The sequence below is a fragment of the Dellaglioa sp. CoH-56-MRSF-11 genome, from assembly GCF_056782135.1.
Map to the genome: position 1 here is coordinate 316,184 of NZ_JBXAYE010000001.1, position 26,876 is coordinate 343,059.

Genomic DNA, 26,876 nt, shown 5'->3' on the forward strand with positions numbered 1-26,876 from the left:
AACCGGAGGAAGGTTGCCTAATTTTTTTTCTTGTCTATTCAATCTTTTCATTCAAAATGGCAAACTCAAGCCAGCCGTATTTTGAGGAACCAGTTTTAATAAGGGTGTCGCCAGAATTAAGCTGCCATAAATAGTCTGCGGTTTTTAACTTATTTTTTTGACAGAATGATTTTAGTTTAGTTAATCCTTGATGGATACCAGCTTCATTGTTTTCCACTAAAATACATGCGTAATTACCTGCATGTTTTTCCATGATTGGGATAAAAACGTCATGATCATCTGTAAGTTTTTCTTTGATAACTCTAAAAGACGCTTCAGCGTAACCGATTGGATTATCAACAGCCAATGTTGTAAAAAATCCAGATTGTGTTGTATCCATAACAGCTAATGCGTCTAATTGTTTATAGAATTCTGAAAATAATTGAGCGACTTCTTCCTCAGTACAACCTACGGATTGACGAGAACACCAAAAAATTGTTTTCATTCGGTTTTCTATCTTGGGCTGATATAGGGTAGTGTCCTTAGTAACAGATTGTTCTTCAATTTTTTTGTTGATAACATTTTTAATTTTAACTAATTCGTCAATCTTTTTATCAATTTTACCTTGAGCATTCAGTAATTGAGGTGTTGGTACGCCTTTTGAATGGATTTTAATTTCCTTGATATCAGCTACTGAAATATCTAAACTACGTAAACCAAGTATAAATAGCAAATCGTATAATTGGTCATAATCATAATAACGATAACCAGATTCGTTTTTTTGGGCAGGTTTAAAAATATTTTCTTGGTCATAAAAGATTAATGTACGGCGAGTTGTGTTAGCTAATTTGGCCATCTCACTTATTTTTAACATATAAGGCTCCTTTATTGTCTGTAACGTAACGGTACAGTGTATGATTAAGTATAACATGAAAAAATTCAGACTTAAAAGAAAGGTGGTTTGATCAATGAAACAGGAATCTCTTTTCTCTAATCAACCTCAAAATTCACCATTAGCCAGTCGAGTTCGACCACGAAAATTAGAAGAATTTGTTGGTCAACAGAATCTACTTGGCCCTAACAAAATATTACGAGAAATTATTGAAAGTGATCAAGTTCCTTCAATGATTTTTTGGGGTCCACCTGGTGTTGGTAAAACAACTTTAGCCGAAATTATAGCAAGTAAAACTGAATCTAATTTTTTAAGCTTTAGTGCAGTTGATAGTAGTATTAGTAAGATAAAAAAAATTATGAAACAAGCGGAGTTAGATTGTGAAATTGGTCAAAAAACCATTGTTTTCGTCGATGAAATACATCGCTTTAATAAAGCACAACAAGATGCATTTTTGCCTTATGTTGAAAGAGGTAGTATTACTTTAATCGGTGCTACAACTGAAAATCCGTCTTTTGAAGTGAATTCAGCGTTATTATCCCGGTGTAAAGTATTTGTACTGCATGCGCTTAAACAGGCAGATATTGTTGTATTAATCGAAAACGCGCTCAGCAACCCGGACGGATTTGAAGAACAAACAATCCACATTAGTTCTGATGAAATTCAAGCGATTGCTAATTTTGCAGATGGTGATGCCAGAATGGCATTAAATACCTTGGAAATGGCAGTTCTGAATGGTGAAAAAGCTGATAATATCGTTACGGTGACGATGGATAATTTAAGCCAATTGATTAATAAAAGATTTGTCCGTTATGATAAAAATGGGGAAGAACACTATAATATAATTTCAGCTTTGCACAAATCGATGCGTAATAGTGATGTCGATGCTGCTATTTATTGGCTGTCCCGAATGCTAGAAGGCGGAGAAGACCCGATATATATAGCACGGCGACTTGTTCGATTTGCAAGTGAAGATATCGGGTTAGCAGATACGAATGCACTCAATGTGACAATTAATGTTTTTCAGGCATGCCAATTCATTGGTATGCCTGAATGTGATGTTCACTTAGTGGAAGCAGTAACCTACTTGTCTCTGGCACCTAAATCAAATGCCGTTTATAAGGCAAGATTAGCTGCAGCTAAAGATGTTAAAACCACGGCCAATGATCCCGTACCATTACAAATACGTAATGCGCCTACCAAATTAATGAAAGATCTAGGGTACGGTAAAGGGTACGAATTAGCTCATTATGCCAAAGATAAGTTAACGACTATGAGTACCATGCCACCTTCCGTAGCAGGACATCGATATTATAAACCAACCAGCGAAGGTAAGGAACGACGTTTTAAAGAGCGTTTAGCCCAAATAAAAGCATGGCACCAAATAAATGGATAGAATAAATAGAAAGTATTTTTGAGATGAGAATACTTCAGACGTAGACAAAGTACTGAGTAATCAGTACTTTGTTTTTTTATATAGGTTGAATGTATTACTTAAGCGTCTTACAACGAAAGTGGATACGAGAAAAACGATTAGTAAAGAGGAGGCATACTAATGGCTAACAATGGGATACCTAGCATAAACGAAGTCGGCATGTTACCAAATTTATTTTTAGTGATTAAATTTCAAGATGGCGTGACTAAGTATGTACGGAGTGAGATAAATAAAAGTGAGATGGAAAGTTTCAAATCGGGAGCAAAGAATAAACTTGGATTTTTAAAATTGACGCCAAAAAATTATTGGATTGGGAATGACATTGTCATTAAAGTGGATAATCATTTTAAAGTGAACGATAAGATCTATGATGGTAATGATATTTATAGGAACGGCAAAGATTCTTATTAATTAAGAGATTCTTTTAAAATATAATCGTTTATTAATTGTATCTACAAAATTAATAAAGGGCCATCTAGATAGTTGCTTCTCTAAAAGTGCTTATCCAGATGGTTCTTTTATTTAGCTATTCATATAGTTCAGATAAATTGGAAAAAGGTGCTATAATAAAATGTCTTTAGTAGTATTTAAACGATTTGTAGAGTAATCTAACTCATTAATTTTAAAAAAACGAGGGAATTAAAATGGTAGAACAAGTCAGAAAAAAGAAAGTTGAATTACCTGAATTATTTTATGATTTAGTCTTTGCATACGCAATTTCACAAGCTACGGATTTACTTCATCATTTTCAAGTAAGCACATCAAGTATGATTAGTGCATTTATTATCTTTTCAGTGGTAATGGTCGTTTTTATTAACACATGGATGATTAAGAGTGTTTTTATTAATCGATATAGAAAAAACTCGATGACTGATATTATTCTTTTTATGATTGATATGGCAATTTTACTTTATATGTCCAATGCTTTTGAGGGGGATATCCATAATTGGTTCCAACCATTTGCAATTGCAACAGGGCTATTATCCACAGTATTAGTTGTTCAATATGGCACGGTATACCTGACAGCTGCTAAAAAGGATGATAAAAAAATTGCTAAACTAATGATGTTGATTGTTGCAACAAGAACATTACTCGTATTTATTGGCTCCTTTTTGCCACTAAACATAGGCATTGCGGTATTCTTGCTGGGTATTGCAGTGAGTTGGATATTACCAGCTCTTGGTGGTTCAGTTTTGAAACTCCACCCACTTAATTTTCCACATATATTAGAGCGTCTAACACTATTAACAATTATTACATTTGGAGAAAGTATTCTCGGTATTGCCTCGTATTTCACCGTTAAAACATTTAATTTTTATTCAATTTTAATATTCATGATTATCGGTGCACTTTTTATGACCTATATTACTCAAATGGATCATTATATTGATGAAAATCGTTCGGGTGAAACAGGTATTCGATTAATTTATATTCATTACTTTGTCTTGTTTGGCTTAAGTTTAGTCACTATTTCGTTAGGTTTTATTAGTGAAATCGAAATACCTAAAAACTTTTCAGTACTATGTCTATATTTAGGTATATCGTTATTTTATTTAGGGTTATTCTTAACCAGTCCGTATAATAAAAAATACTTACGATTGGGTAATGTGGTCATTGGATTCTTTACAACGACAACTATAGTGGGTGTAATATTAAGCTTAATATTTAACAATTTTCCAGAAATTGTGAGTATAACGGTATTAGTGACCATTGCGAACTCTGCAATGTATGTACACTATATGATTAAACGAACGAAACAGAATCAAAGTTATGACATTAAAAACTGAAAACTAGCTGATAAACCTAATTTGGGTTTATCAGCTAGTTTTTTAATTGAAGAATCATTTTTACAGTGTTTATGATTAAAATTGTATATTTAGTAGCAGTATGATTAGAAGGATATAAATGAGAATGATGATAGCAACCAATAGCATTAAAAGGATTGATAATAAGCAGTAAAAAAAATTTTTCTGAAAGAAGGGTAAGTTGAGAATAGAATCTGTAACAGCAGAAAGTCCTAAACCAGCTAAAGATAAGCCGACAATTCCATTTAAAAAGGCAATCCATGGGCCCAATATACAGAGTGCGATACCGATTCTCATTAGCCACTTCACTTGATTGTTATCAGTTTTAAATATTTTTTTCATTGATAGGACCACCCTTCATAATGATATGAATTAATATTTATTTTAATATACTACAAAATTAATTTGATGTAATCTTATCTGTCTTCTTACTGGTTAAATTGATAAGATCGTTTAAAATAGACAAAGATAAAACGAGGTGTTATTATCAATTTGAAAAAAATAATAGCTTTAGTTAGGATATGAAAATGAAAAAATATAAAGATTATATGAATGAAACCCTTTCTGTTCTTGGTAGCCTATCTTTATGTTTAATAATCTTGTCATTCTTTATTAAAGATAGTTTAGTCAGTTCGATTTTTTATGATGTTAGGATTTATCTGTTAGGCATATTCTTATTGAGACCAATTGTACAATACTTTAAAGCAAAAAATAAATAGCCTTACAATGAACTTTTTGGCAGTTCTACAGAGTAAAGCTATTATTAATAATCCACTTAATCGACAATGTTGTCTTACTGACATTGTCGATTTTTTTGGATAAAATAATATATCGTTTGACATTATACTATGTAACGTATAGTATTGATTTTGAAAGGAGTGAGTTGATGAATATACAGATGAAAAAAGGGTTATTAGAATTTTGCGTGTTAGCGACGCTGAGGACATCAGATTCTTATGGTTACCAAATTATTAAAGACACCTCAAGCGTGATTGAACTTTCAGATTCAACTCTTTATCCCATTTTGAAACGACTAGAAAAACAAGGCGCTATTGAGAGTTACAGTGTTGAACACAATGGTCGATTGCGAAAATATTATCACATAACTGAGGCGGGATTAGTAGATATTCAAGAATTTTTAGATGATTGGCAACAGGTAATAAACGTTTACGATTACATAAAGGGAGTGTAACGATGAGTAAGAGAAAATTTATTGTAGAGCTAGAAGAAGAACTTAAACATTATCAAGCGGCAGACATTGATAATACACTTGATTATTATGACGAGATGATTGATGACCGTTTAGAAGCGGGCGAATCTGTGACAGATATTATTCTAAGTTTAGAAAATCCAAGTCAAATTGCGATACGTTTGATTCAAAATGACCGACCAAAAATACAAAAAAAGTTATCGACACCAATAATCGTTTTGATTGTCATTTTACTTATCCTAGGAGCACCTGTATGGGGACCGCTATTGCTGACGGCTGCTATTCTAATTGCCACAGTTTATTTTTTAATATGGTTAGTACCAATGATTGCAGGCGTAATCGCTACCTCATTTATTATCAGTGGCGTGATTAGTTTAGGACTATCGCCATTTGATATGTTTAATCAAGGTTTTAACGTTGGATTGATGCAATTTGGGGTAAGTTTTGTAATTGTAGGTGTTGGTATTTTATTCATCGCAATGACCTGGTATTCAACGAAATATTTAATTAAATATTCGATTAGTCTGACACGCTGGTTAATTCGTTTATTCAGAAGACAATTGAAGGAGGTCGCTTAAAATGATTGAATATATAAGACGTAATTGGTTGAAAATTAGTTTATTTCTGATCTGGTTTGGCGCTATAGTCATGTTTACTAGTTACGCATTATCAGGTTTTGATTTGTCAGTATTTAAATATGAGGGTGAACATAGTTGGTTCCGAACGTTTTATTTCTAAATGACCACGTCTGATTTAATAAATGTGGTAAGTTAGAATTACGGTAGTATAAAAGGGCATTAAAATCCATTTTTAATAGGATTTCGATGCCCTTTTATTTTTTTGGAAAGACGATTAAATAGTGCAAGCCGTAAACGTTTACATAAGATTGTTGTGATGTTACAATTAATTTGTGCCGGGGGCGGCATATTATTTAATAGGTTATTACTTACAAGGGGGCATGACAAATGAAAAAGGGGCTAACTATCGCAACAACAATGATAACGTTGTTCACGCAATTACCATTATCTTCTGTGTTTGCGCAGGACCTTAATCCAACGACAGAAACGTCATCTTCAAAAGCAGCTACGGCGTCAACTGCTAAAAAAGCGACAAAAGCAGAGACAGGTATGACTCGTACTGGAGATACAAATACGGATCTTACAGTTGAAGCACAGAAAGATACGATTGAAGCTGGCCAATTGGCTAATTTTAATTTATATTTTAAAATTTCAGGTAAGAACACCTCATTTACCAATGCCGATATAAAGGTTACGTTACCAAGTAATTTAAATGAAAATATGACATTTACGCAAGATTTATCAGAACTTAAAATTGCGGGCGTCACACCAATTTATGATAAAGATAAAGGTGTATTGAATTATCATTTTGATACGCTTAATGCAAGAACAGCAAATAAAGTAATTATAAAAATAGGAACAGCAAATGGCGCAATTATGCCTAATACAAAATTAGACACAGCAGCAACATTTACTGGAACGGATCAGAATGGCGAAAATAAAAGCTATGATTCTAAAACTTCAATTAATATAACAGCAAATAATAATTATGCTATGACAAATAAAGTTACTAGTATTGAAGGACAAACATATAATAATCCTAATCGTGGCGATATTGTAAACTATGGTGTAGGGGTTAGTGCGCCGAAAAAGGAATTAGGCGCACTGTATGTTAAAGAAGGTTCTAAAGTTAACGTGACCTATAAATTAGGCGCTGGAATAGACTACTATGGTGTAAAAGATGGCGCACAAGAACCGAGTGTCAGTACAGATGGTAGAACATTAACCTGGGAATATACAGCACCAAGTTACGCTGAACAAAAAGCAGCTGTGACTGATTTCTTTGAAAAAAATGTGACTATCCAAGCAAAAGTAACTGACAAGGCTGCCTATTATTCACAGATAACGAATACAGTGAGTTCAACAGCAACTTTCCTTGATGGTAGTGTAAATAGTACAGCACCAATTAAATCAACGGTTATGGTTATGCCCAATGATCCTAAGGAAGTTCCAATTCCAATTCCTGGTGGATCAGCATTTCCAACTAATCATTTAGGACCAAAAGATGGAAACGGTGGCGTGGCATCAGCTACATTAATTGACCCGGATGTGACAGTTAACGATGATGCTTATCTAAGTTATGGATTAACATTATCCTCACAAAATGCGACATCACCTTATATTGGATTTTCTTATTATAATATTTATTATGATGTGGATACGCATTTAAATCTTGATAGTTTTACAACGGGTAATTTTTATTACATGCCAAACAATAATTTACCAACTTTTTCACCAACAAAAGCTAAAGTACCATTTGCTATGTTGGTAAAATACGAAACAGATGGAAAAGTTGATGATAACTGGACATTACTCAATATGGATATGAAGACTAACGCCAATTACACACGTGCTCAGTTAGGTATTCCGGATGGGAAAAAAGTGGCTAATATTTGGCTGTGGTTCCATGATGAGAAGATAACAAAAGTTCCAGCAAATAGAGACATAGCTGCATCTGCAACCTATGATCCAGAAAGTAAAAAAACCGTTAAAATGGCTCCAGCTGGATTGTATAATAGCGGGATGAAAGTTAACGCAACGATTGATAAAGGATTCACTGGTCAAATAACTAATAAAATGGATATGACTTTCTATGGCGTTCAGGCACCTGATGAAACAGGTTTTGAAGCAGCTCGATATGTTGATTACACATCTAACCCATGGGCAGAGGCATTTAAGGGTGAAAATGGTCAGGTTTATACAGATCGAATTGCGCCTCGTCACGTTGAAGTCGCAGCAAAAACAACCGGTGAAACAAAAGTTGTTAAAGCTTCAGTTAGTTTACTAAATACAGTCGGAAGTACAGTTAATGAAGGTGAAAATACTGTCTTAACTTCAATAGAAAATAATAAGGCATCAATTTCACCTTTATCAGGACCTTATCTGAGTTATGTGCTATTACCAACAGGTGTAACGTTCAAAGAAAGCGTTGCTTCAACGAACTATAGCGCTGAATTATATGATAAGGATTACAAAGGTACTGGAAGACAACTCGTTAAAGTAACAATGAATGGCGACAAATTAGTAGCCGGTAAATTCCTTAATGGTCAATTTAAAATTAATATTTCAAAAGATGCGACACCTAATATGACATTTAACATGACAGGAACAATTGGTGATACTGATTATACAGCTGTGAAACCGACAGGTGATGAACCACTTTTAACGGATACAGTAAAATCTGTTGATACAGATGATATTGATAAAGATGGTAAAACAGACACACCAATTATTAAAACAGGTAATTCATATGTGTTAAATCAAGAATCAAATATTGATGTTGATGCAAGTATTAAAGGTGATAAAGATGATAAGTTTGGCGATTTAGGTAATGTTACAGTCGGCAAAAAAGCCACTTATCAAGCAACATTAACAAATAATACAGATGATAAAATTACATCAATGCAGTTCTTAGATGTTTTACCATCTGTCGGAGATTCAAATATTACCGATGGTGCAGCACGTAATTCGGCTTATGAAATGAAATTAGATGGGGCCATTACTTTACCAAGTGCATGGGAAAATAAGATGACTGTTTTATATAGTACATCTAAAAATCCTAAACGTGCCGGTATATTAGATAAGAATACAAATTATCCAGCAGGAACGGCTAAAATTGTTGACCCAACTGGGGCTGAAGATGCAACTTGGGTAACAGCTGATAAAGTAGCTGATTGGTCAACCATTCATTCATACAAAATTACGCTTAATGACGGAGTTGAATGGGCCCAAGGTAAGGGAGTTACATTATCATTTGATCTAGTTGCGCCTAAAGAATCTGAAATTTCAGATTCAACATTAATTAGTAATAAACCAGCTGAAACAACGAAAGTGTCACGCGCTGTTCAAGAAACACGTGGTGCTTACAACAGTTTTGGTATCGCAATTAACAAGTTGCAAGTTGTTGAAACTGGTGCAATAGGCACACAATTAATTCGTGCTAGCGCTGATGTTACTGCAAATTATGTAGATGTAGATGGTAATAAACTTGCTGATGATGTTGTCCAAAGTGGGTACTTCGATGATCCATATACGACAACTCAAAAAGAGATTTCAGGTTACGACTTTGTAAAAGTAGAAGGTAACGTTTCTGGTAAGTTTGGGGCTGATGCAGTAACAGTTAACTATGTTTATAAGAAAACTTCTGCACCAGTGACTGTTAAATATGTCGATGAAAATGGTAAATCGGTAGCTGATTCAAAAGAACTTACTGGTGATTTTGGTGATGTTTATACATCAGATGCTGCTGTTATTTCAGGATGGACATTGAAAGAAACACCAAGTAACGCAAGTGGTAAGTTTACTGCTGATAAACAAACAGTCACATATGTCTACGAAAGAGCGGATGCGGCTGACGTTACAGTTAAGTATGTCGATGCAGATGGAAAAGAATTAGCAACATCAGATGTACTTTCAGGAAAAGTATCAAATCCATACAGTACAACTGCTAAAAATATTTCAGGATGGACGTTGAAAGAAACACCAACGAATGCAAGTGGGACATTTACAGAGACCGCACAAACAGTCACATATGTGTATGAAAAAGCGGATGCAGCTGATATCACGGTTAAATACGTTGATGTAGACGGAAATGAATTAGCTAAATCAGATGTGCTTTCAGGAAAAGTATCAAATCCATATAGTACAACCGCTAAAAATATTTCAGGATGGACATTAAAAGAAATACCTGAAAACGCAACGGGAGTATTTACGGATAAAGCTCAGACAGTTAAGTATGTGTATGAAAAAGCAGATGCTGTCCCTGTTACAGTTAGATATGTTGATGGAAGTGGGAATGATTTAACTAAAGCTGATACGCTTTCAGGAAAAGTTGGGGATGCTTATACAACTGATGCCAAAGTATTATCAGGTTGGACGTTAAAAGAAGTACCAAAGAATGCACAAGGAATATTCACAGATGCTGCACAAACGGTTACGTATGTGTATGAAAAAGCAGATGCAGCTGATGTGACGGTCAAATATGTAGATGGAAAAGGTAACGAGTTAGCAACATCAGATGTTTTATCTGGTAAAATTGACGCTGACTACAAGACAACCGCTAAGGAATTAGTAGGTTGGACGTTAAAAGAAACGCCAAGTAACGCCAACGGAACATTTACGGATAAAGCCCAAACAGTTACGTATGTGTATGAAAAAACAGATGCTGAAGCTGTAACAGTTAAGTATGTAGATGAAAAAGGCAACGAGCTAGCAACACCAGATAATCTTTCTGGTAAATTAGGAGATTCATACAAGACAACTGCTAAACGTATTGCAGGTTGGAATGTTAAAACGACTCCTAAAAATGCAGAAGGAACATTTACAGATAAGACTCAAACAGTTACGTATGTTTATACGAGATCAGCTGCTAAAGATGTCACTGTAAAATATGTTGATAAAGATGGTAATGAATTATCAGCTTCAGTAACATTCTCTGGTAAGATTGGTGACGCATATACATCTAAAGAGAAACAACTTTCAGGTTGGATGTTGAAAGAGGCGCCAAGTAATGCTAAAGGTATCTTCACGGATACGGCACAAACAGTCACGTATGTTTATGTTAAAGATGAAGATAAAACAGTAGTGACACCGCCGGTAACACCACCAACAGATAATTCAAAAGGAAATACAACAACAGAAACGTTGACGGATGTTCCTGAAGGAAACACTCACTCAAATACAGTAAGCAAAGCAAATAATACAAAGAGTGATACAGGAAATCTTCCTCAAACAAATGAGGCAACAAGTCTTTTGGTAACGTTATTAGGTGCTGCATTACTCGCAACATCAGTTATCTTTATGATAGGTAGAAAAAAATCAAAAAAGGCTAAAAAGTAAAATTCTAAGATTATAGAATGAGTAGAAGAAGTCTTAAGACCCCTATGTCAACGAGTGTTGGTGGGTAAATTTTGGAAAGACCAATTCATTTTCGAATTGGTCTTTCTTTTTTTATTTTCAAAGAGAATTCAAACATAATTCGGTCGTGTAAATGTTGCCAACACCAATAAATGGTATCAAAATGAAGAATAATGTTAACGCGGGAATTATTCTTAAAAATTGTAACCTGTTACGCTTAAGGATAGTCAATATACTTAAGCGGATTCAATTAATGCTTTTTGGTTGACTGTGACGTAACGAGATAGTCTATGTTGATAATATACCGCAAGTACTAATTATTGAGGCTGTTGATGAAGCTTATGCCACTTCAAAAAAAGTCAATTAAAAAAAGATCAGCAGGTTTTTATCATGATGGGGGGTTCAGTAGAGACCTTGAAAAGGTATTCAAACTGGGAGATATTCAAGAGGCACATCGCTATGGCATGAAATCTGACCAATTTATAAATAAGGAGAAAAAATGATTAATACAAATAACAAATTAAATGAAGAGATTATTGCACTAGAAAAGGGTGCGTTGGATAAGTGGTTCAAAGGGGACACTTCGGGTTACCTAAATATTTGGTCACAAAAACAGTTTTCGTATTTTGACGGTGCTGTTAAAAGACGTGTTGATAGTTATGAAGACATAAAAGAATCAGTTTTAGCTAATGTTGAAGGAAAACTATTTGCTGACAGTTACGATTTTGAATATCCACGAGTGCAAGCAGTCGATGATATGGCTGTTTTAACATATCAACTATATGCAAAAACGACGTTGATTGATATGCAATACAATTGTATTGAAGTTTATCAAAAAGAAGAAGATGGCTGGAAAGTAATCCACTCAACTTGGTCATTTATTCGACCAATGGATATGGATTTTGGTAAAGCTAAAAGTATTGTTTAAAAAGGTGAAGTTAACCTTTATTCACGATATACTGAAACAGTTCTCTTAACTATTTTGAAGGCACAAAATATACACAATTAGTGATTTACAAAAGAATGCCGACAAAATAGAGTTTGCTTCGCATTGACCTTGATGTTGCGAAAAAGTTTTACAAGAATAATTATTAATACAAATCGGAATAATCAGTCAGATAACATAAATAATTTAAATTGGAGTAGATAGAAATGACGACACATAAAGTACACAGTTGGTTAGGCGTTCCCTATGCCAAAGCTGAAAGATTTGCTGAACCAGAGTTGGTTCCTTTTGATGAAACAAAGCAGTATGTTAAGTATGGACCAGCACCTTTGCAGGCTGGCGATACAAGTTGGCTGGGAGCCGTTAGCGGACTTAGCGAAGATTGTCTAAACCTTAATATTTGGGCCCCTGAAGACATGGGGGAGGAACCATTACCAGTTGTTGTTTATATTTTTGGTGGTGGCTGGGTGTTAGGATCAAATACACAAGCAGTTTCTGACGTATCAGGACTAGCTAGTACTGGTCGTGTGATAGGCGTTTCTATTAATTATCGCCTTGGACCGTTTGGTTGGTTATCACTAGCACAGTATGGTGGTAAATTAAAAGATGCAACTAACCTTGGTCTTAAAGATATAATAACGGCTCTTAAATGGATTCAAAAAAATATTGCTTATTTTGGCGGTGATGCTAATAATGTCACAGTTACGGGACATAGTGCAGGTGCTTTTTCATCATTAGAACTATTATCAGCGCCTAGTGCTGACAATCTTTATCATCATTTAGCAGCTTTTTCTGGTATGCCTTCTCGATTAGTGCCTCAATGGGTGGCGCAAGAGCGTGCTCTAAAAGTGTTAAAACATTTTGACTGTGTTAATAATCCAGAGCACTTATTACAGGTCGATGCTTATGAATTAGCTGAAGCAATGAATGCAACTCAATCACCTGATCCGGGTACTCCACATGGCATTGACAATGATGTGATAGCTGTTACTGACGATAGTCAACTAATAAATGGGGTTATAGCTGATCACCCGATGCATGTTCTTGAATCTGGGAAACACAAAGATGTAGATATTCTATTTAGTAGTACCACAGAAGAAACTTTTTATTGGGTCTTAAATCGGACAAAAGATTTTGATCCAGTGACCCTTGACAGGCTTACAGAGCAATTTGCCCACAGTATGCGTATTCCTTTATCTAGAGCCCAGCAAGTAATCAATTCCTTTGCTGATGATACTTTGAAGCCTGTAGAGGTAAGGGGATTATTATTAACGCATTTATCCTTTACATTACCTCAAATTCGTGGAGCAGTGGCTCATGCTAATGCAGGTGGAACATCACATGTGTTAGTTGTTGCACCTGTCAAAGGAGCGGAAGTCGCTGTCCATGGAACAGAGATGTACGGCATTGTTGGACAGATTAGCCCTAATGCCAGTCAAGAACAAATTGATCGGGACAATTATATTAAAGACACGTTATTAGATATGGCGGAAGGTCATTCCGATCTTACTTGGGACGCTGTTAAAGTAGATAAAATAAGTGCTAAAGGAATTGGAAACATGCCTTATAATGCTACAGAACATAGTTTGGATATTCTTGAAATATTTAAAGGAATAGACCGTCCTTAATAGTTTATAGCAAAAAGTGGAGGTCAATTCATTGTTGGCTAGCTGACTCAAATTGGTGTTTTTTGGAGATAACAAGTATGACAACAGTTTAAAGATGTGTTGGCTTCTCGCTTCCGCAGACGACCGAAAGCTAAAACTAGCGGTGATTGTTTTTGATAGCAAGACATAATTTTTTGACCTTTTAAATTTTGTTCGGATTAATTATAGATTTTGCATTTCTGAATAATTGGTGGAGAAAACTATATATTATTGTGAAACATTTGAGGATTTTCTTGGACTTAGAACGAATAAAGGGAGATACAAGGACTTGGACCGAAAAACATTTATTTCTAAAGACGTTATTTATGTAATGATAGCCACTTTTTTCTATCAATTTAGTATTCAGTCGGTAAATCCGTTAATCAGTGGCTATGTTACACATTTAGGTATTACTAGTACTCTAGCAGGTTTAATTGTTGGTATTATGAGTATTACTTCATTATTTTTAAGACCTATTGCTGGAAATCTTACCGATAAAATATCAAAATATGGGTTAACATTTATTGGTGGTATTCTATGTGCCATTAGTGATTTTGGATATATGTTTTCTTTTAATACTGCTTGGTTATTCTTTTTTAGAGTCATTAATGGGGTTGGTTTTGTCTTATGCACTGTATGCTTGGCAACCTGGTTGGCTTTCTTGGTGCCGCGCCAACGTGTTGGTGCGGCGATGGGGTATTATGGGTTGGTAAACGCTCTTTCTATGGCAGTTGCCCCAGTTTTGTCACTTGAGATATATCAAAAAGTAGGGTATAAAATGATTTTTCTTTTGGCCGCTGTCAGTGCGATTGCCGTGGTAATCACAATTCAGTTTATTGATAATCGAGCCATGCCATCTTTCGTTCGTAAGGAAGCGACACATTTTAAGCTGATTCAACGAAGTGCATTACCAGTTGCATCAATTTTTGCTTTAATTTCTATTCCATATTTTGCGGTCCAGGCTGACATTGTAATGTATGTTCGAGCAAGTAATCTAAATATTACTGTTAGCTTATTTTTTGTAATTTATTCAATTGTTTTGATTTTTAGTCGAATTTTATTAAAAAACTATTTTGACAGTATTCCCTTTGGTGTTTGGTTTTATATCTGTATGATTGTGACTGTGGGCTATCTTTTTTTCTTAACCATAATGCATAACAATTTAGAGATGGCGTTAGCTGCGGCTTTGATGGCCATTGGGTTTGGAACAATGGTTTCTGTTTGCCAGTCTACAGCTCTATTATTAGCGCCTTTGCAAGAACAGGGGCTGGCTACTGCAACTTACTATTTGGGGAGTGACATAGGAATGTCTTTAGGACCAATTCTAGGTGGCATTATTACAAATATTTTACCAATAAAATTACTTTTTCCAGTTATGATTTTAATTGTTCCAGTAGCTTTTAGTATCTATTTTTTTAATCATAAGAATTTGAACAGTGCGATTAGACATGATTAGTACTAGGAAAAATGTGATGAACTTAATTTGAATAGTCTCGGAAACTTTCAAGTTTTCAAAAAAAGAAGGCTCGTAATGCGAGCCTTCTTTTTTATACATATATATTAAAGAAAATGATGTTGTTTGTGTGTCTGTTACGGCGCCAATTTAAGCGATCATTTATAAATGTTTAGTTGTCAAAGCCAAGGATGCTTATCCGCATCATGATAAGCATATTTCGATGAAGTATATGATGCATTTACATTTGATAACAACGTATGATGAGCAAGCATTTACCTTAGAGAAATTAAAAAAACATGGCGCGACCTCTATCAGAGGACCACGTCATGTGCCGGATGATTTAGTAGCGTTGTTGAAGTAGATAACTAATTAGTTTATTATCACATTGATACTTTAGAATCTCTGTTTAGAGATGTTTTTGCCAACTAAGCACGCGATTTTGCATTCCTTTGAGATCTAAGATACCGTTTGCAAATCCTTTACGAATTAATTCTTCTGGTACATATTCATCATATTTTTCAAAAACAGGCACTTCTTTTTCATATACCAATGCCAAAGGATCAAAATCGGTAGCTGCTTCTTCTGCTACGATTTTATAAAATTCTGCTTCACTGACAGACATGGTAAATTGTAGGTAATATGGTCGTGATGAATTCATGCCTTTCAACCCAAGACGTTTACCACAACGGATTTTCAGAAACCGCTCAAGCGCAAGGAACGCGTAACTGCCAAGCCATGGAAACAATGCCCACATTTTGCCACCAAGATGAACCAGTGGACGATTAGCCATTTCTGCCTTTTTAAACGTTTCTCTGGCTTCTGCTAGACGGCCTCTAGCTTGTGGCATTAAGTAGGAATAGTCTTTTTGCTCTGCAAGGACATCGTGCATACGTTCTAGGATTCTGGTGTGAATATCCCCAGCGACATCTCCAAAGTAGGCTGGTTTGTTACCTTTAACGAGCGTACAGTATACCTCACGACGTTTGTGATCAACTTCATCGACAACCCATACACGTCCTGCTATGGCAATCTTGTCACTGACTGGTGGTGGCTTGACAATTGTACCTAACTCTTCTGATCCTGCACGGACTGTATATTCGATGTTTTCTTGAAAGACCCCATAAAATTTGTAGTTGTTAACAATACGTTCACCAGCAAGACCAACAATTACACCGCCATTTTCGGTACGATTGATATGATCGATTGTGATCAGATGACGCAGTAAAGTTCCGAAGTCCTCTTGATTAATTCGATGAAAAGCAGAAAGCGTTAGGACGCGTGAAGCAAGTTCAGCAAGTGTCATTTCGCCAGATGATGCCAATGTACTCATTGTTTGGTGATAAAGCAGGGAAAAAGGCAATTTGTCTGTTTTGGGTGGTTCTACAAAACGTTCTTCGATATATAATTGTACGAGAGCGATACCCTGAATAAGGTACCAGGGCACCAAATCTGGTAGCATAGCACGAGCTTCTGGGTGGTCTTCGCGCATAACAAACCACATTTCAGAAGGGTCACCTCTTCTGCCGGTTCTGCCCATACGCTGTAAAAATCCGGAAACCGTAAATGGTGCATCTAGCTGAAAGGCGCGTTCTAGTCTACCAATGTCGATACCAAGTTCTAGTGTTGCGGTGGCACAGACGCTCATGAGAGAATCAGCATCTTTCATGGCTTCTTCAGCACTTTCTCGATAGGCTGTTGAAAGGTTTCCGTGATGAATAAGAAAACGATCCGGTTCGTTGTTGACTTCACAGTACTGCCGTAAATTTTGACAGACTAATTCACACTCTTCTCGCGAGTTAGTAAAAATGAGGCATTTTTTGCCACGTGTATGTTCAAAAATATAGCCTATACCTGGATTTGCTGCCTTTGGAGCTTTATCTGTGGCAGGTTCTAAAGCAGAGGTAGGTGGGGCTGTTATCACGCTATTTATCGTCTCGTTAGCTTGTGGTTCTGAATTAAAAAAGTGTTCGATTGACAGTCGCCATACTTCTTTTCCACCGTCAAACTTTGGGATGATAGTTTCTCTGCCACTACCTGCGGCAAGAAATTTACCCGCTGCTTTTGGATTTCCGATTGTAGCTGATAATCCTATTCGTCTTGGATTACTGCCCGATAGTCGACAGAGGCGTTCAATTAGCGAAAAGGTTTGTCCACCACGATCCGAACGTAAAAGTGAATGTATCTCATCAATGACAATAAAGCGTAAATCACCAAAAAGGGCAGGGATTTCCATAGACTTGTTTATCATCAAAGCCTCTAAGGACTCCGGTGTAATTTGTAAAATACCGGCTGGTTTGCGTAGTAATTTTTGCTTTTGACTTCGAGGGGCATCCCCATGCCAACGTGTGACTGGAATATCAGCTTCTTCACAAAGCTCATTTAATCGACCAAATTGGTCATTGATCAAAGCCTTTAAGGGGGCAATATACAGTACTCCAACTGAGCTTGATGGTTGTTCATCAAGTAGGCTTAGAATAGGGAAAAAAGCAGCTTCCGTTTTCCCAGAAGCAGTAGATGCCGTTAAAAGAACATTCTTATCTGTGTTAAAAATGGCATCTCCGGCCGCATTTTGAACAGCGCGCAGGGTTCGCCAGCCAGACCGGTAAATGTAGTCTTGAATAAAAGGCGCATATCGGTTATATATATCCATGTGAATACCTCTCAAATTGTAAATTCAGAAAAATTGTCAGCCACTTTGTTAGAAACAGCCTCTGATTTGGCATAAGAAAACTCATCAGAATCAAATATTGTGTCAATGGATAGATTTGGATTTTGATATAAAATGTCTAATACCTCAATGAAATCACGGATAATCTCGCGTGGGGTAATATTTAAATCTGCTCCGATGCGTTCATATTCAATTCGGATAAAGGTGGCGAGGTTATCGTCTGTCATCTTTTTTTCATAACTATAGAGATCTGCATGCATAATAGCCAACTTTTCACATAGAATTAGCATCTCTTCAGCTGTTAATGGTTCTAACTTGATGACCGGGGCCAACAAATCTCTAGCGCCTGGTTTTGAAAACTTACCTTCAGCTAGACGAGAACGCAGGGCCTCATAACTATAAACACCGCGACGTTTATCTTCTATAGCTTGTGGAGTAGTTCCCATGATGATACCAAGATATTTAGCTTTACCTTGCAGTGTGTCATTGTACATCGTTAACAGTTTTTCATAATTATATTGACGCGTGATACTATTTGGAATCTTATAGATATTTACCAGCTCGTCAATCATAATTAGCATGCCAGAATAACCAGCTAATCTAAAGAAAGCAGCGAAAAGTTTTAAATATTCATACCAATTATCATCTGTAATAATAATATTAATATCTAAGTCCTTTTTGGCTTCACGTTTTAAAGCATATTCCCCACGGAACCAGCGGATGACTTTTGCTTTCAGTTCATCGTCGGCGTTGACATAGGCATGATAATAGGAAGAAAGTAATTTAGCAAATTCAAAGCCGTATACAAGTTCACTGACTGAGGAAGTGACTGTGTAAATATTTTGATCTACCATCGCAGTCAACCGAGGATCACCTGGGGTTAGGCCACTGTCGCTGGCTGCTTTTGTTTGAACGCTGCTAATCCAACGATCCAAAATTAAGTTAAGTGCACCACCTTCAGGTTTTGTTTTTGTAGATAGATTACTAATTAATTCGCGATAGGTTGCAAGACCTTGACCTTTTGATCCTTGAAGACGTCGTTCTGGTGATAAATCTGCATCGACAACAATAAAGCCACTGTTCATCACGTAATTACGAATCGTTTGCATCAGAAAACTTTTACCTGAGCCATATCTACCAACAACGAAGCGAAAAGATGCACCGCCTTCTGATATGATATCGACATCGTGTAAAAGTGCCTGAATTTCATTTTTTCTACCCACCGTAACGTAAGGTAGTCCAATTCTAGGGACAACACCACCCTTTAAGGAATTTAATACTGTTTGTGCAATGCGCTTTGGTACTTTTTGAGTTTGTTTTGTCATTTCATATTTCTCCTAATTATTTCAATTAAATCGTCCCGATAGTCTTCAATAAGAAAGATGGTATCGCCGTCACATTGTAGAGCTGAGTCGCCGATGTCATCAAAAAGCGTTTCATTTAACGTGTCGGTAATCACTTCAGGCATGCCATGCATATCACGGATCATGTCTGTGACAGATTCGCCTCGAACTAATAAGCTTAATAATTCTAACTGGGTCTTGCTTAGTGACAGCGTAGGCTCTGAATCAATAACAGGTATTTTTTCGAGGCCAGTCTGTTCAGTGGATGGCAATATGTTATTATGCTTTGGTAATACGTTTTCAGAAGTATCTTTTTCTTCGTCAGTTAACAAACTGTCTCGTGTTTCAAACGCATCGCTTCTAATTTTATCTAAATTTGAAAATTGAATGGTAACCTTAGGCTTATCTGCTTTCAAACGAGAATCACGGTCAGCTGCAATGACAGTTTTAACGTACGGTGCTGCCCAGGTTTCTGCATCTCGTGCTTTTAAAGGATAACCAGTTTTTAAATAAAGTCGTAACATACGATCTGTTTCACGCAAAAGACCATCTAACTTTTCTTGATGAAAGTTAAATTTTTGGTAACTCTGTTCGTACCACGCATTATCTTTGTAGGTATATTTTCGGATATCATTCAACTTGTATATAAGTGGCTGTTGTGGCGTTACTTGGTAATATACGGCGTTGCCTAGAGGGTACCAAAGATGAGAATGTATTGTGCCAAAGCACGCAGAAAATAAGTTATTATCCATTTTTATAGCTGTTCGCCACACTTGAGCGAATAACTGTGTGCCGTGTTTTTCATGTTTTTTAAGGACAGCTGATGCCAAAATTTTATGTCTTCCAAAAAGACAAAGCGCATCAAATACTGCTTTGTCTTCATGCTTTTCTGGATCACCTAAAATCATGATTGCATTATCTCTTTGTAATTTTTCGGTATCAGCGTACTGATACGTCGTGTCTGGTTCTATACCATTTATTACTGCTAGTTCAAACAACCATTTATGGCTGTTTAAGCGTATACGATTATCTCCAATACCGGAGTCCAGATAATTGATTTCAAATGCTTTTATTTTTTGTAGGCTGTCTATCACGGATGATGTGCCTATGCCATTAACCAACTCATACAAATATAGGTATGCAAGTGAGGTCGTGATTTTTTTATAAATGCCTTTTCGGATGTTTGTTCGCCAACTAAAATAGCCGCGTAATTGTTTCAAACCAAGATCATGGTAGGTTGTAAAGTAGCGGTGTATGTCGACATTGTAGGAGAAAACATCTTCGTAGTCGGCCATAAATTGTCCTTGGACATAAAAATTCCGGCATTTTTGCTTGAAAGAGTTATCACCGTAAGCATAGAGTTGGCTCATTTTTATCATTTTTTCAGGAATTTTATTTTCTTTGACATCAGAAGTCATTCCCTTAAACGTCAGAGGAACCGCGTGGTATTGTTGCTGTTGTATAGGTTCAGGTTCGGCGTTTAGAACAATCGTATTACCGCTTTGTTCGTTCTTTTCAAGTGCATTATCAAAAATACGATATATAACATCTGGGTCTGTGCTGTCGTCAAAATGGACGCCTAACCACTTCGGACCGCGCATTCGAAAAGGTGACGAAAGGTAAGACGGTAAAATATCAGTTGGTATTTCCTGTGCGTATTTGATGTCACAACGCTCGATATTATCACCAGAAGTAGCGTTTTTTTGACGCATCAAAACAGCCACCCATTTATTTGTGCTGGGATCTACCAACACCGAAAAACTAGGGAATTTAGGCCATTTGTATTGTTCGATAATATTATATTTTTCCTTGGCGTATAGTACTAATTCAGATAAATTCATGTTTTCACCAGAGTATTCTGTTATTTATAAGGTTGGTAGCCATACGTCCTAAATATTTACGCAAAGATAGGTGAATAAACAACTAGGACAGTTAAATTCATCAATAATTTTTGTTATTTAAAATGTATACTACCGTCAGTATATGATGTACCGTAGCGTCACAGTCAATATCATTTTCCTTTTCATATGATTTTAATATCTTTATGACAAAATTATTCAAATTATAGGTCTTGCGCAAATTTTGTATAATACAGGTATGGGACATACCTTTCACCGCTTTCAATTAGTTTTAGTCAACGAAATTGTAGAGCCAGTCTTAACGCCAAAAATGGGGTTAAGACTGCTTTTAATTTACCGCTAAAACCGCTATACTATTAGTATAAAATCAATAAGGAGTGTGTGGAAAATGACAAAAAGAGTTCAAGGTTCTTGTACATCAATTTTAGTTGGTAAAAATGCTTCAATCGACGGTTCAACAATGATTTCTCGAAATGATGATGGGCATGAAGCTTTAGATCCACAACGTTTTGTTGTTGTACAACCTGAAGATCAACCACGTAATTATCAATCTGTTATTAGTGGTGTAAAGGTAGAATTACCAGATAATCCAATGCGTTATACCTCAATTCCAAACTCACTTTTAACAAACGGAATTTGGCCTGCAGCGGGTATCAATAGTGATAATGTAACGATGTCTGCTACAGAAACAATTACAAGTAATCCACGTATTCAAGGGCTTGATCCTTATGCTGCTGGTGGAATTGGTGAAGAAGATCTTGTAACGCTCGTCTTACCATATATTCATAGTGCTAAAGAAGGGGTTGAACGTTTAGGCGATTTACTCTTAACACATGGCACATATGAACCAAATGGTATCGCATTTTCCGATAATGATAGTGTTTGGTGGCTTGAAACAATCGGTGGCCATCATTGGGCAGCTGTTCGTATTCCGGATGACGCTTATGTTGTTGCACCTAACCGTCGAAATATTGATATGTTTGATTTTGATTCAGAAGACACACTTTGTTCTGAAGATTTAAAAGTCTTAATTGATAATAATAAGTTAAATCCTGATTTTGAGGGTTACAATTTACGTCATATCTTTGGTAGTGCATCAATTAAAGATACGGTCTACAATAATCCCCGTACATGGTACGGTCAACAATATTTCAATCCTGAAATTATTCAAGATCCAATGGATCAAGACTTACCTTTCATTTGTCATGCAAATCGTAAAATTTCAATTGAAGATGTTAAATTTGTTTTGAGTGCACATTTTGAAAATACGGAATACGATCCTTATGGTAGTGCGCCAGAAGATATTAAAACACGATTCCGTCCAATTGGGATTAACCGTAATCATAATGTACATTTATTACAAGTTCGTAATGATGTACCTGATGAGATTGCTGGGATTCACTGGTTAGCTTATGGTGCAAATACGTTTAATACAATTGTGCCATTCTATGCGAACGTTAATGACACACCAGAATCATATAAAAATGCGACAGGTGAATTTGATTTAAATAATATGTATTGGCTCAGTTGTACAACTGCATTGTTGGGCGATACGAATTATGACTTCTACGTAGATATGCGAAATACATTTGAACTTGAAGCAATGAGTGCTTACCATGAAATTCAAAATGTTGCTGATAAGGCAGTTAGTTCACAAGCAAATATCACAGCATTTTTAGAAGAAATGAATAATAAGTTAGCTACAGAATCATTAAAACGTCAAACACAATTGTTAGGTGAAATGGTTATATCTGGTTCCGAACAAATGAAATTACGTTATAACTTAAACGATTAATTATAAACAAAATGAAAAGTTATCATTAAGTTGATAACTTTTTTTGTAACAATTATTTTAATTACTAGATTTAGGCAGCACTTTTGAGTAATATGGTACCATTTCATATGCTAGTAAAAATCAAATTTAGATCACTTAAATATGGTTTATATAATTCTTATTATAATGATAACAAGTATAATAATATGCTTTTTGCTAAAATTAACGTTTTTAAAAATCTTTAAGCTTTCTTTGATTTCACTTATTGTAAAATAAGATTCGTGATTGGAGAAAGTTAATGGTTAAAACGATAAGTCAGTTAATTCGAAAAAAACGTAAGGCACTTAGTCTAACAATTGAGCAGCTTGCTGAAAAGTCTAACGTTTCTATTAGTTTGATTTCTAGAATTGAACGAGGGGACGTTGCTAATATCAGTATTAATAAATTATCTGATATTGCCAGTGCGCTAGAATTGGAATTGTCAGACTTCTTTAGTAGGCAACAGTTTTCGGATATACCTACTTTAGAATTATTACAATATTTTAGTACGTTAACAGATGAGAAACGTGAGAAATTATCAAAATCAATTCTTAGAATTATTCAATTATAAATGATAATGATTAATAATGGATTATGTTATTTTTTTATAGAATGCACAATTTTTCTGTCTTTGTATTCTTTAGTTAAATTAATTTCAATTATTTTAGGTTTTAAATTTTTCGATAACTTTAAATTGGATAGTAATAAATTAGAATTGTCCATGGTAGATCGTCATCTTCAAATAATAGATCTTAACCAAGAAACTTTCCTGGTTAAGGGTTATTTTAGTAGGAAATTGAATTAATTTAACTTAGATGTCAAGTTAAATGATAGATAAGATATCGTTAGTATTTGGAGAGAAATTAGAATAAAAAATGACATGAAATAGGTTAAATGTTAACATAAAGAGGATAATAATTCTGGGGAATAAGTTATTTTTTAAGTATGGTATTGGGGATAAAAATTTAACTCAAAAAAATATTTATGTTAATGATTGGAAATACTCGGAGGTAAGCATTTGTACAAGAAAAACATTCTCGATAAACAAGAATGGCTAATTTGCGAAATTATTTAAATATTAGCTTTGAACGAAACTGGTTTATCAAGAAAACGATTACGTGAGCAATTAAATGTTTCTGAAACGGCTGTAAAAGTTGCTTTACAACAATTGGATAAAGATTTAAATTCCGGGGATGAACCCTACATGATTATTACAAAAAATAACGTCCAATTATTAGGTAAAGGCGAAATGAATTTTAATCAAACGATTTATCGGTATATAAAAAAATCGATAAATTATCAGATTTTAATGGCCTTTTATACTAAAGGTAATGCAAAAGTTGAGAATCTAGATACTAAATTAAATGTCAGTGAGGCTTCTATTTTTAGAAGGATTAAGCGATTAAATTCTCTTTTAGAAGAATTTCATGTGAAAATTTCTCATGGTGTGATGTTAGGTAACGAAAGTCAAATTCGCTTTTTTTATTATTCATTGTTTTTAGGAATTGATTTTAAATTCGAACAATCAAGTGAAAATGGCATTATTATGGCAGTCATCCAACGGTTTGAGGAATATTTTGATTTTAATGTGAATGATAGTAGTTTAGTTAGAGTAAAGCTTTGGTTAAAAGTAACAAGTCAACGAATGATGGTTAACGATCAAGATAATCGTAGTATTTCAGTTGTTTTAGAAGACATGATAAAAAATAATTCTTTGTTCGATAGCGTTGAAGAAGAATTTGGCGAAATTGTTAAAGAGTTTAAGCATAAAGTTGATATTCATTTTGAAAGTGCACTACTTTACGCTTGGACCACGGCTTTTGTGCCAGTACCATGGAGCACCTTTGTTGCCCATGATTTCGTGGCCGTTAATCGTAAAAATAATAATAAATTGCAACAAGCTGTTGAATTTTTAGAAAATGGCTTTGAGAATAGCTTAGGTATTCAGGTTGCTGGAGGCGATTTAAGTGAGTCTTTATATCCAATTTGTACAGAAGCCTTTTTATTTCACGGCGTTTTAAAATCTGCTAGTACAGATATGATGGAAGATTATCGCCTTAGAAAAGATAATGAGTTAGTTCTTAAAAATGTAAAAAATGCCATGAGTGCAATGATTGAAGAATCGAAGGGCGATCCCGAATGGTATGCCTTTTATTCAAGGTATGGTGACTCATTTATCAAGACGATTATGTCAATTTTTAATGCGCGTTTATTGGCAAAAGAAAAATTATTAACGGTAGGTGTGGATTTAAATACTGAGGAGCGCGTTAAGGAAATGTTTATGATGTACGCCAGTCGGGAATTAAATATTAATTTACGAGTCAACATAGATGTTTACGAGTCTACTAAGAATTATGATTTAGTTATTACAAATTTTATGAGCAAAAATTATTTGAATTCAGCACTGGAGACATATATTATCACTGGATTAGGGACGGATAGTGATGTACTTGGCGTTGAACAAGAATTAATAGAGATACTTAAAAAATATTATCATACTCAATGATAATATTTTTTTGATTTGAATTAGTTATAAGCCTAAAAAAAGAGTAGATTTCTCTACTCTAAATTAACTATATTATTAAATATTCAGATATCGTAAAGCAAGTTGACAGTAAGTCATATTTGCCCAAGAAAACCAGTCTCTAGTAAATTGACTTGGGTCATTAACGTTAATTCCTTCATGACATTGTAATGTGTCATCATCGGTTTGACTAATGATATCTAAATTATTTTGCATAATTTCCGGATTATTTGATGTTAATCCCTCCATCGCTAACGAAATCGGCCAAATATATTCCTTTGGTGTATGAGGACTGCCAATCCCTTTTAAATATTTTCCCGAGTAATAATAGGGATTTTGATCACTCAGAATAAATTTACGCGTTTTTTGGTAGATAGAGTCATCAGGTGAAATATAACCAATAAATGGGAGAGATAATAGACTAGGTACGTTAGCATCGTCCATTAAATTGATATTACCTAAGCCATCAACCTCATAGGCAAAAATAGTTTCATTAGAATTTGGAGCTGATACGATTCCAAAATTTTCAATTCCAGATTCAACTTCAGATCGGAGACGACTTATTCTTTTAAGTAGCTCGACTGGAGCTGGTTGTGTTTTAGATAAGGTAAGCAACTCATCTAGGACACAAATGATATAGCAATTACCTGGAATATGATAACCATATAAGCAGGCATCATCACTTGGGCGGAAACCACTCCAAACCATACCTGTATACCCAATTGGTGCACCTTTACCACCATGACTCAATGTGTCTGTTGAGGGACCATTAGAACGATTAAAAATATAATCGGAAGTTTCATGATGTTGTTCCGTAATAAAGGTATCCACAATTAACTTTACAGTTTGCCAAAAGTTACTGTCTAAATGTTTTGAATATCCAGATTTTTGATAAAGTTCTGATGCCAAATGGATAGGGGCGCATAATGAATCAATTTCAAATTTTCTCTCCCAAACGAGATCAGATATTGGAATATTTGATTTATCAACTGTGTAGTGTGCACCAGAACTAGTTTCGTTAAATGCATTTGCATAAGGATCATGTTTAATATAGGCAAGTTGTTGATTAATAACGCCATGGATGAGATATGTTATTTCTGGAATCTTATCTGTTAGTGAAAGATAAGGTAGTATCTGAAATGTCGAATCTCTGAGCCACATGGCAGGAATATCTCCTGTAGCAATGAATATATCTGAATCATTTTGTACTTTAACCGTATTTGTTAGTGTATCAATGAATACATTACGAAATAATGCAGTAGATTTTTTTGAAGAAAGTGAAATTGTTTCTGAATAATCCGTAACTTGTTTAATTAGTTTTTCTTGATTTATCATTTAAATACCTCAAATCGTAAGTTATCATAATT

At 35.1% G+C, this 26,876-nt stretch carries 19 protein-coding genes; 13 read left to right on the top strand and 6 right to left on the bottom strand.

Translation table 11 applies throughout. The features are described from left to right. Window positions 1-34: 34 nt before the first annotated feature. Window positions 35-853, bottom strand: a complete 819-nt coding sequence (locus tag AC1RPT_RS01490) for a MerR family transcriptional regulator (RefSeq protein ID WP_481760901.1) — start codon at window positions 851-853, stop codon at window positions 35-37. A gap of 94 nt (window positions 854-947) precedes the next feature. On the opposite strand from AC1RPT_RS01490, the gene AC1RPT_RS01495 reads away from it, so the two are divergent. The 3 genes from AC1RPT_RS01495 to AC1RPT_RS01505 all read left to right on the top strand — a co-directional run bounded on the left by AC1RPT_RS01495 (window position 948) and on the right by AC1RPT_RS01505 (window position 4,093). Then, window positions 948-2,267 (top strand): replication-associated recombination protein A, encoded by a 1,320-nt coding sequence (locus AC1RPT_RS01495; protein ID WP_481760900.1) that lies wholly within the window; start codon window positions 948-950, stop codon window positions 2,265-2,267. Between the two features lie 159 nt (window positions 2,268-2,426). After that, window positions 2,427-2,717 carry a hypothetical protein gene (locus AC1RPT_RS01500; RefSeq protein ID WP_481760899.1) on the top strand — a complete coding sequence of 97 codons (291 nt, stop codon included), beginning with the start codon at window positions 2,427-2,429 and terminating at the stop codon, window positions 2,715-2,717. Between the two features lie 233 nt (window positions 2,718-2,950). Continuing rightward, on the top strand, window positions 2,951-4,093 hold the full coding sequence (locus AC1RPT_RS01505) for a low temperature requirement protein A (RefSeq protein WP_481760898.1): 1,143 nt from the start codon (window positions 2,951-2,953) through the stop codon (window positions 4,091-4,093). A 75-nt stretch (window positions 4,094-4,168) separates the two neighbouring features. On the opposite strand, the gene AC1RPT_RS01510 is transcribed toward AC1RPT_RS01505, so the two are convergent. After that, complete coding sequence (locus tag AC1RPT_RS01510; RefSeq protein ID WP_481760897.1) at window positions 4,169-4,453, bottom strand: hypothetical protein; 285 nt, start codon at window positions 4,451-4,453, stop codon at window positions 4,169-4,171. A 544-nt stretch (window positions 4,454-4,997) separates the two neighbouring features. On the opposite strand from AC1RPT_RS01510, the gene AC1RPT_RS01515 reads away from it, so the two are divergent. From AC1RPT_RS01515 to AC1RPT_RS01545, 7 genes are all read left to right on the top strand, one after another. Beyond that, window positions 4,998-5,303 carry a PadR family transcriptional regulator gene (locus AC1RPT_RS01515; RefSeq protein WP_409021630.1) on the top strand — a complete coding sequence of 102 codons (306 nt, stop codon included), beginning with the start codon at window positions 4,998-5,000 and terminating at the stop codon, window positions 5,301-5,303. A 2-nt stretch (window positions 5,304-5,305) separates the two neighbouring features. After that, complete coding sequence (locus tag AC1RPT_RS01520) at window positions 5,306-5,899, top strand: DUF1700 domain-containing protein (protein WP_481760896.1); 594 nt, start codon at window positions 5,306-5,308, stop codon at window positions 5,897-5,899. 387 nt (window positions 5,900-6,286) lie between these two features. Further along, window positions 6,287-11,236 (top strand): MucBP domain-containing protein, encoded by a 4,950-nt coding sequence (locus AC1RPT_RS01525; RefSeq protein ID WP_481760895.1) that lies wholly within the window; start codon window positions 6,287-6,289, stop codon window positions 11,234-11,236. 350 nt (window positions 11,237-11,586) lie between these two features. Further along, entirely contained in the window at window positions 11,587-11,757 is a 171-nt protein-coding gene (locus AC1RPT_RS01530) for a hypothetical protein (RefSeq protein ID WP_481760894.1), read from the top strand. Next, window positions 11,754-12,182, top strand: a complete 429-nt coding sequence (locus tag AC1RPT_RS01535; protein WP_481760893.1) for a nuclear transport factor 2 family protein — start codon at window positions 11,754-11,756, stop codon at window positions 12,180-12,182. The genes AC1RPT_RS01530 and AC1RPT_RS01535 overlap by 4 nt, the downstream gene beginning before the upstream one ends. Before the next feature lie 224 nt (window positions 12,183-12,406). Next, a complete protein-coding gene (locus AC1RPT_RS01540; RefSeq protein WP_481760892.1) occupies window positions 12,407-13,828 on the top strand; it encodes a carboxylesterase family protein in 1,422 nt (473 codons plus the stop codon). A 349-nt stretch (window positions 13,829-14,177) separates the two neighbouring features. Then, window positions 14,178-15,302 (top strand): MFS transporter, encoded by a 1,125-nt coding sequence (locus tag AC1RPT_RS01545; RefSeq protein WP_481761137.1) that lies wholly within the window; start codon window positions 14,178-14,180, stop codon window positions 15,300-15,302. 406 nt (window positions 15,303-15,708) lie between these two features. On the opposite strand, the gene AC1RPT_RS01550 is transcribed toward AC1RPT_RS01545, so the two are convergent. From AC1RPT_RS01550 to AC1RPT_RS01560, 3 genes are read right to left on the bottom strand one after another with little or no spacing between them, the layout of a single operon-like run. Then, window positions 15,709-17,952, bottom strand: a complete 2,244-nt coding sequence (locus AC1RPT_RS01550; RefSeq protein WP_481760891.1) for a DEAD/DEAH box helicase — start codon at window positions 17,950-17,952, stop codon at window positions 15,709-15,711. Between the two features lie 11 nt (window positions 17,953-17,963). Beyond that, complete coding sequence (locus AC1RPT_RS01555; protein WP_481760890.1) at window positions 17,964-19,295, bottom strand: ATP-binding protein; 1,332 nt, start codon at window positions 19,293-19,295, stop codon at window positions 17,964-17,966. Next, a complete protein-coding gene (locus AC1RPT_RS01560; protein ID WP_481760889.1) occupies window positions 19,292-21,154 on the bottom strand; it encodes a TerB N-terminal domain-containing protein in 1,863 nt (620 codons plus the stop codon). The genes AC1RPT_RS01555 and AC1RPT_RS01560 overlap by 4 nt, the downstream gene beginning before the upstream one ends. 406 nt (window positions 21,155-21,560) lie before the next feature. Here AC1RPT_RS01560 and AC1RPT_RS01565 point away from each other — a divergent pair, with 406 nt between their 5' ends. The 3 genes from AC1RPT_RS01565 (at window position 21,561) to AC1RPT_RS01575 (ending at window position 25,491) form a co-directional block, all read left to right on the top strand. Then, window positions 21,561-22,967 (top strand): C69 family dipeptidase, encoded by a 1,407-nt coding sequence (locus tag AC1RPT_RS01565; RefSeq protein ID WP_481760888.1) that lies wholly within the window; start codon window positions 21,561-21,563, stop codon window positions 22,965-22,967. A 277-nt stretch (window positions 22,968-23,244) separates the two neighbouring features. Continuing rightward, entirely contained in the window at window positions 23,245-23,556 is a 312-nt protein-coding gene (locus AC1RPT_RS01570; protein ID WP_481760887.1) for a helix-turn-helix domain-containing protein, read from the top strand. Window positions 23,557-24,069: 513 nt separating this feature from the next. Further along, on the top strand, window positions 24,070-25,491 hold the full coding sequence (locus tag AC1RPT_RS01575; protein ID WP_481760886.1) for an AcpB/EbpR/MafR family transcriptional regulator: 1,422 nt from the start codon (window positions 24,070-24,072) through the stop codon (window positions 25,489-25,491). 75 nt (window positions 25,492-25,566) lie between these two features. On the opposite strand, the gene AC1RPT_RS01580 is transcribed toward AC1RPT_RS01575, so the two are convergent. Continuing rightward, the gene (locus tag AC1RPT_RS01580; protein WP_481760885.1) at window positions 25,567-26,844 is read right to left on the bottom strand and encodes a glycoside hydrolase family 125 protein; all 1,278 of its coding nucleotides are present in this window, start codon (window positions 26,842-26,844) and stop codon (window positions 25,567-25,569) included. Window positions 26,845-26,876 lie beyond the last annotated feature (32 nt).